The sequence below is a fragment of the Pseudomonas sp. BIGb0278 genome (genome assembly GCF_024809895.1).
Lineage (GTDB): Bacteria > Pseudomonadota > Gammaproteobacteria > Pseudomonadales > Pseudomonadaceae > Aquipseudomonas > Aquipseudomonas shirazensis.
In genome coordinates, this window is record NZ_JANUEL010000007.1 from 263,946 (window position 1) to 269,945 (window position 6,000).

General features: G+C 60.9%; 8 protein-coding genes. 5 read left to right on the plus strand and 3 right to left on the minus strand.

Going from position 1 to position 6,000, the window contains the following annotated elements:
• Positions 1-124 precede the first annotated feature (124 nt).
• The 3 genes from M2396_RS21645 (at position 125) to M2396_RS21655 (ending at position 1,741) form a co-directional block, all read left to right on the plus strand.
• The gene (locus tag M2396_RS21645) at positions 125-499 is read left to right on the plus strand and encodes a YkgJ family cysteine cluster protein (RefSeq protein WP_101316652.1); all 375 of its coding nucleotides are present in this window, start codon (positions 125-127) and stop codon (positions 497-499) included.
• Between the two features lie 86 nt (positions 500-585).
• The gene (locus M2396_RS21650) at positions 586-1,149 is read left to right on the plus strand and encodes a GNAT family N-acetyltransferase (protein ID WP_259077880.1); all 564 of its coding nucleotides are present in this window, start codon (positions 586-588) and stop codon (positions 1,147-1,149) included.
• Between the two features lie 52 nt (positions 1,150-1,201).
• Positions 1,202-1,741: a hypothetical protein gene (locus M2396_RS21655; protein ID WP_150570100.1), complete on the plus strand. Its 540-nt coding sequence runs from the start codon at positions 1,202-1,204 to the stop codon at positions 1,739-1,741.
• 11 nt (positions 1,742-1,752) lie between these two features.
• Here the strand turns inward: M2396_RS21655 and M2396_RS21660 are convergent, their stop codons facing one another.
• Positions 1,753-2,226 (minus strand): DMT family transporter, encoded by a 474-nt coding sequence (locus tag M2396_RS21660; RefSeq protein WP_188035380.1) that lies wholly within the window; start codon positions 2,224-2,226, stop codon positions 1,753-1,755.
• A gap of 90 nt (positions 2,227-2,316) precedes the next feature.
• Between M2396_RS21660 and M2396_RS21665 the strand changes: the two genes are divergently transcribed.
• Both M2396_RS21665 and M2396_RS21670 read left to right on the plus strand, forming a co-directional pair.
• A complete protein-coding gene (locus M2396_RS21665) occupies positions 2,317-3,225 on the plus strand; it encodes a LysR family transcriptional regulator (RefSeq protein WP_101316658.1) in 909 nt (302 codons plus the stop codon).
• 95 nt (positions 3,226-3,320) lie between these two features.
• Positions 3,321-3,713, plus strand: coding sequence for a lysozyme inhibitor LprI family protein (locus M2396_RS21670; RefSeq protein ID WP_259077884.1), 393 nt, complete (start codon positions 3,321-3,323; stop codon positions 3,711-3,713).
• 18 nt (positions 3,714-3,731) lie between these two features.
• On the opposite strand, the gene M2396_RS21675 is transcribed toward M2396_RS21670, so the two are convergent.
• On the minus strand, positions 3,732-4,625 hold the full coding sequence (locus tag M2396_RS21675; RefSeq protein ID WP_101322946.1) for a bestrophin family protein: 894 nt from the start codon (positions 4,623-4,625) through the stop codon (positions 3,732-3,734).
• 103 nt (positions 4,626-4,728) lie between these two features.
• Complete coding sequence (locus tag M2396_RS21680; RefSeq protein ID WP_150570102.1) at positions 4,729-5,379, minus strand: trypsin-like peptidase domain-containing protein; 651 nt, start codon at positions 5,377-5,379, stop codon at positions 4,729-4,731.
• Positions 5,380-6,000: the final 621 nt, after the last annotated feature.

Genomic DNA, 6,000 nt, shown 5'->3' on the forward strand with positions numbered 1-6,000 from the left:
CGACATGCCGCCGATCAGCGGCATGTTTTTTTTCATATACCCTCTTCTCAGCCACCCCCGGTTGGATCAACAATGGCGCCGCGGGCCAAGCCCCGATAACAACAACTCTCCCTCCCTGGCGATCATGTCCGAATATAACCCTTGCCTTGACTGCGGCGCGTGCTGCGGGTACTTCCGTGTGTCCTTCTTCTGGGGCGAATGCCAGTCATCGGGCGGTGTCGTGCCGGACGATCTGGTGGTGCAGATCACCCCAAGCCGGGTCGCCATGATCGGCACCGACGCCAAGCCGTGCCGCTGCATCAGCCTCGATGGCGAGATTGGCAAGCAGGTGGGGTGCAGCATCTACGCCAACCGTTCTACGCCCTGTCGCGAGTTCGAGGCGTCCTGGGTCAATGGCGTGCACAATCCCAGTTGCGACGCAGCCCGTGCTGCCTATGGGTTACCGCCGCTGGAGGCCAACGAGCCGCACTGGCCAGATGAAGGCGCCGAGGTGGCGTGATTGCACTGGGTTGAAAATGCCCGGTGACCCTGGGGTCCGACTGACGCTAGACTGTCATCTTTCCAGCGATGGACAGGAGGTCCGGCGTGACCCAGCCCCGCAGTTTCCCCTCTGACTTGCTCCTTGAAAGCCCGCGCCTGCAACTGCGCCCGATGCGTCATGCCGACGCCGCGCAGTGGTTGGAGATGATGGCCGACCCGCAGGTCATGCGTTACTGGCACCACGCCCCGTGGCAGGACCTGGCCGAGGCACAAAGCGCTCTGGCGGCAGACCGCGAAGCGTACGCCAAGGGCGAGCAACTCAAGCTTGGCATGTACCGGCGCGACACCGGGGCGCTGATCGGCATGGTCCAGCTGTTCAACATCGACGACGTCTCCCGTCGCGGCGAAATCGGCTATTGCCTGGCCAGCGGCGTGCAGGGCCGCGGCTATATGGACGAAGCACTGACCTGCTTTATCGATTACCTTGCGCACACGCTGCACCTGCGCCGCCTGGAAGGTGAAATCGACCCGCGCAATCAGGGCTCGGCACGTACCCTTGAGCGTCAGGGCTTTGTCCTTGAAGGCACCCTGCGGGCACGTTGGTGCGTGGCGGGGGAGTTGTCCGATTCGGGTATCTACGGCTTGTTGCTGGAGCCACCTGTTGCCTGATATGACGGTGAATGACGGTCGGGTGAATGCCGGTCGCCGCTGGTTCCTGCAGTTGCCCACGTTCTATATCGCCCTGAGCCTGTTGCTGTTCCTCTGCAGTCTGGCGTTTGACGGTGTCTACCTGAGCGCGGGGCGGCATATGCCCGCCTTGCAGATCCTGCTATACGGGCCTTGGGGGATTCCGTTCGAGCACTACCAGTGGTTTGCCAATCCTTTGTTGGCCCTGGCCGTGCTCAGCCACCGGCGCTTTCGTCGGCTGGCACTGGTGCTGGGCCTCGCCGCGCTGTATCTGGCGGCGAGCAGCCTGGGCATCGATCGCCTGCCGGACAATCGCAGCTATGCCTTCCAGGACCTGATTGGTTTTGGCGCGGGCTTTTACCTGTGGCTGGCGGCAATCGCGTTGTTCTGCGCGGGGCAGGCCTGGTGGTGCTGGAAGGCCCGCAGTGCCGCGCAAATGCCAGGATGGCGCTGGCTCGACGTGGCCTTGATCGCCGCGTTGGGGGTGACGGTGTACGTGGCCACCGAAATGCCCTCGCTGCGCTTTCAAGTGGAAAGAGTGCTGGACCCGCCCATTCAACCGCAGGCCTTCTGACCGGTCTGTTGTCAGCGCGCAGTGCCCCACTGCACCAGCAGCATGCCGAGCACGATCATGCCCACGCCGGCCAGCCTGAGACTGTTGACGGGTTTTTCCGGCAGGCCCATCAAGCCCCACTGATCGATCAGCAATGAGGACAGTACCTGCCCGGCGATCACGCAGACGATAAACCCGGCCGCACCCAAGCGCGGTGTGAGAATCAGCGCAGCAGTGATGTACAACACGCCTGCCAAGCCTCCCAGCCAGGCCCACCACGGCGCCTGGGTCAGATTCTGCAGCGGCGGCAGCGGTGCCCGTAGCACCAGCAATGCCGGTATCAGCAGCATCAGGCTGACCAATAACGAAACCCCCGCGGCCCATAACGGATGCCCCAGCAGTCGGCCGAGGGCGGCGTTGCTGCCTGCCTGGAACGGCACAGCTGCGCCGGCCAGCAGGGCGATCAGCATGGGAAGCAGGACAGACAAGGTAAGTGCATGCGGCATTGGGATGCTCCTGAAGAAATCACTGGCTGCAGTCTGTGTTATCCATTTCAATGATGGAAATTCGAACTCCGCACAGTTGGTATTCGCTAGATGGATGATCTGCGCCGCATCGACCTCAATCTGCTGCTGACGCTAAACGCGCTGCTCAGTGAGCAGCACGTGTCCCGCGCCGCGTTGCGTCTGCATCGCAGCCAGCCTGCCGTGAGCCATGCGCTGGCTCAGTTGCGAGAAATCTTTGCCGATCCGCTGTTGGTGCGGCGTGGCGGCAGGCTGCAATTGAGCCCCCGGGCGCAATCCCTGCGCGAGCCTTTGCAGCATGCGTTGCAGCAGTTGGACGGTCTGCTTGGCAGTCCTGGCTTTGAGGCCGGCAAATCGCGTCGTACTTTTCGCCTGTCGATGTCGGACTATGGCGCCAGGGTGTTGCTGCCCGGCCTGTTACGGCAGGTCCGCGAAGAGGCACCCGGGGTCGACCTGGTGGTCTCGCAGGGCAGCCGGGAAGCCATGCTGGGGCAGTTGATCGACGGAGAAGTGGATCTGGCGCTCGGCGTGTTCCCCGATTGGCCGGCTGAAGTGCAGCGCCAGGTGCTGTTCGAAGAAAGTTTTGTCTGTGTGGCCGACCGCAGGAACCTGCCGCAGCGCGCAGGGCTGAGCTTGAGTCAGTGGTTGCAGCGCCCCCACGTGCTGGTTGCGGTGCGGCCGGGCATCGACAATGAGATCGATCGCGCCCTGCAGCAGGTGGGCGAGCAACGGCGGATTGCCTTGACGCTGCCGCACTGGGGCGTAGCGCAGACACTGTTGGTTGGCACCGATCTGATACTTACGGTGGCGCGGCGTAGCCTCAGCGGGGCTCGTCTGGACCCGGCGCTGCGTATCTTCGCCCCGCCATTGGCCATCGCACCTTTTGCTTTTGCCCAGGCGTGGCATGCACGCCGGGAAGGCGACGCCGGCCATGCCTGGTTGCGTTCGCGGGTGGCGAGCATCTGTCAGAACACGGAGTGAGCCGAGTGGGTTTGGTCTGATTGTTGCCGTTGGCGGCCGACCTTGGGTGGGGAAGTGCTAGGCTGGTCGCCGTCACTCATCCGCGAGACTTGCTCATGCATAACCGCACTACAATCGTCATGACCTTGATCCTGGGTTGCTTGAGCGCAGCCGCGAGCGCCGACGACTTTTCCACCAGTTATACCGAGTGTATGGACAAGGCCTCCAGTACTGTTGCCATGAGCAGCTGTATCCAAAGCGAGAGCAGCCTGCAGGATCAGCGTCTGAACCGTGTCTACAAGCAGTTGCAGGCCAAGCTTGCAGGCGATGCGCAGAAGGCCTTGCGCACGGCGCAGCGCAGTTGGATCAAGTATCGCGATGACAACTGCGCCCTCCATAGCCAGGCCAGCGGCGGCACCCTGCGCCAGATCGAGGCCGGCACATGTGTGATGGGCATGACCCGCGACCGTGCCGCGGAGCTTGAGCGGATACTCAGCCCGGGGCAATGACTGGCTGGCCTTGGATGATTAGTCCGTGGTTACCTGGCCGCACTGGGCTTCGCGCTGCATCGACTCCAGATTGCGCTCGATGGTTTCGCAGATGGTGTCCATCTGGATCTGATGCTCGCTGAAGCGGAACGGGCTCTGCAGGTCGGAGCCGATCCGCTCGATCGCCAGCAGCATGAAGCCCACCACGGTCGAGGCCAGTGGGGTGAACCAGCCCAGCGACTCGACCAGGCCGATCGGCACGATCAGGCAGAACAGCGAAATGAACAACCGCGGGAAGTACACATAAGGGTAGGGCAATGGCGTGTTGGCGATCCGCTCCATCCCGCCTTGCGCGTTGGACAGGTCGACCAGGGTCGACTCCAGCCTGGCCAGGCGAATGCTGTCCAGCCGGCCGGCCTTGTATTCGCGGGCGAGCAAGGCGGCCGAGCCGCTGAGGATGTCATTGGCGAAGTTGTTCGAGCGATTACGCCGCTCGAATTCCTTGGGTGGGATAAACGCCATCAGCTCGTCTGGGCATGCTTCCCCCTTCAAGTGCGCCGCCAGGCAATTCACGTAGGCGACATGCCGGCGTAACAAGGTAGCCTTGATCGGGTTCAAGCCCTCATCGCCGTCATCAATCAGGGTCAGCACCTGGCGCGCGAAACTGCGCGAGCTGTTGACCAGCGCGCCCCACAGGGTGCGTGCCTCCCACCAGCGGTTATAGGCACTGCTGTTACGGAAGCTGACCAGCACCACCAGAGCAGAGCCGAGCAACGTCAGTGGCATCAGCGGCAAGGTGAACTTGCTGTTGAAGAACAGCATGAAATCGATTGTGACCAGGACATCCCAGATCAGCAGCCAGAACAGCGACCAACCGATATAGCCGAAGGTCTTCGCCACCAGGCGCAGCTTGCGGGCGATGAGTTGTTTCACGCGGTAGACCTCGAACGGAGCGGATGCAGATCCGACGCCGGACGAGGTCCAAGGTTCGCGGCTGTTGGTCGGGGCGCTGTAACCAAACGTTTTCACGCTTGGTTCATCGTGCTGTGGCCGCAACTACCATGCCTCTGACCGGCGTCACTGGCAGTTGCGGCCTGCCCTGCTTGGCCAGCAGATGCTGATAACGCCGCCATTCCTTGTCGATCTCGCTGTAGGACATGAACACACTGATGTGCTCGCTGCTGGCCAGGTCGGCGCGGTCATGTGCCTGCACTTCGTCCCTGGACAGATAAGCGATATTGATACCCAGCACCTTGCCGTCGTCGGCAAACACCGGGCCGCCCGACATGCCTTTGGTAATAGGGCCGTCATGCACGCCATAGAACACGCTGCCCTTGGTACCTTGCAGGCGCACCAGTGATGGCAATGCGTGGCCTTTGCCTTGCATCGGCATCATCAGGCTGTTGAAACCGACGGCTGTCACAGCTTCGCCAGGCACATACTGGCGCCACAGCGGAACCTGGGTTGCCTTGTGCTTGAAGAACACCACATCGCCCAAGCCTTCATGGACAATGTTCGGCAGAAACGGGGTGTGTTTGGCGGTGACGGCGTAGTCCTCGTTCCACTGAATGGCAGAGGCCATCAACAGCATCGGCAACGGGCCGCGCGAGGTGACTACGAAAGCCTGATCATAGACCGGATCAGATACATACGAGGTTGGCACTCCATTGCACCCACTCAGCAGCATCATTGCTGCCAGACAGGGCACGATTTTGCTCATGAATCACACACACAAGAATGGAACGCCAATATGGCGATGGGCCATCACCAAGGCAATACTTTATTGCTATACCCGACGAGCGACAGCTTAAGGTGTAGATGGCCACTGGCCCAATTGATTCGGCGGATGCCTGCGGCTGCTGCCGCCAGCGTACGGGCGCCAGTGTTTTGCCTGGCGGGTGTGGCGCGGGCAGACCGCTCTTCTATATAGAGAGGAATCGCAGTGGAGGCTGGCTGTATGCGACCCGCCATAAAAAATGCGGGAGGGGGGGTTGACCGGCTTTTTCTATCCTGTATTATTCGCCTCCCGCTAGCGAGAAGCTTCAAGCTGATCCTGGCGCAAGCAACTGATTTGATTGAACAAATCAAAAATAAAAGGTTGCTAAGTGAGATGAGCTTCTGTAGGATGCGCATCTCGGTTGAGGCAACAAGTTCTTAACCAATCGCTCTTTAACAAATTGAATCAAGCAATTCGTGTGGGTGCTTGTGAGTATGGTTTGATAGTCGCCAAGATTATCAGCATCACAAGTGGCCACATGAGAAATCATAGTAGTCATTTGAGATTGCTGAGCCAAGTTTAGGGTTTCTT

Bases quoted from the DNA above. Each gene is read 5' to 3' on its own strand.
- M2396_RS21645 (WP_101316652.1), top strand. From the start codon at position 125: ATGTCCGAATATAACCCTTGCCTTGACTGCGGCGCGTGCTGCGGGTAC.
- M2396_RS21660 (WP_188035380.1), bottom strand. From the start codon at position 2,226: ATGCCGCATGCACTTACCTTGTCTGTCCTGCTTCCCATGCTGATCGCC.
- M2396_RS21665 (WP_101316658.1), top strand. From the start codon at position 2,317: ATGGATGATCTGCGCCGCATCGACCTCAATCTGCTGCTGACGCTAAAC.
- M2396_RS21670 (WP_259077884.1), top strand. From the start codon at position 3,321: ATGCATAACCGCACTACAATCGTCATGACCTTGATCCTGGGTTGCTTG.
- M2396_RS21680 (WP_150570102.1), bottom strand. From the start codon at position 5,379: ATGCTGCTGAGTGGGTGCAATGGAGTGCCAACCTCGTATGTATCTGAT.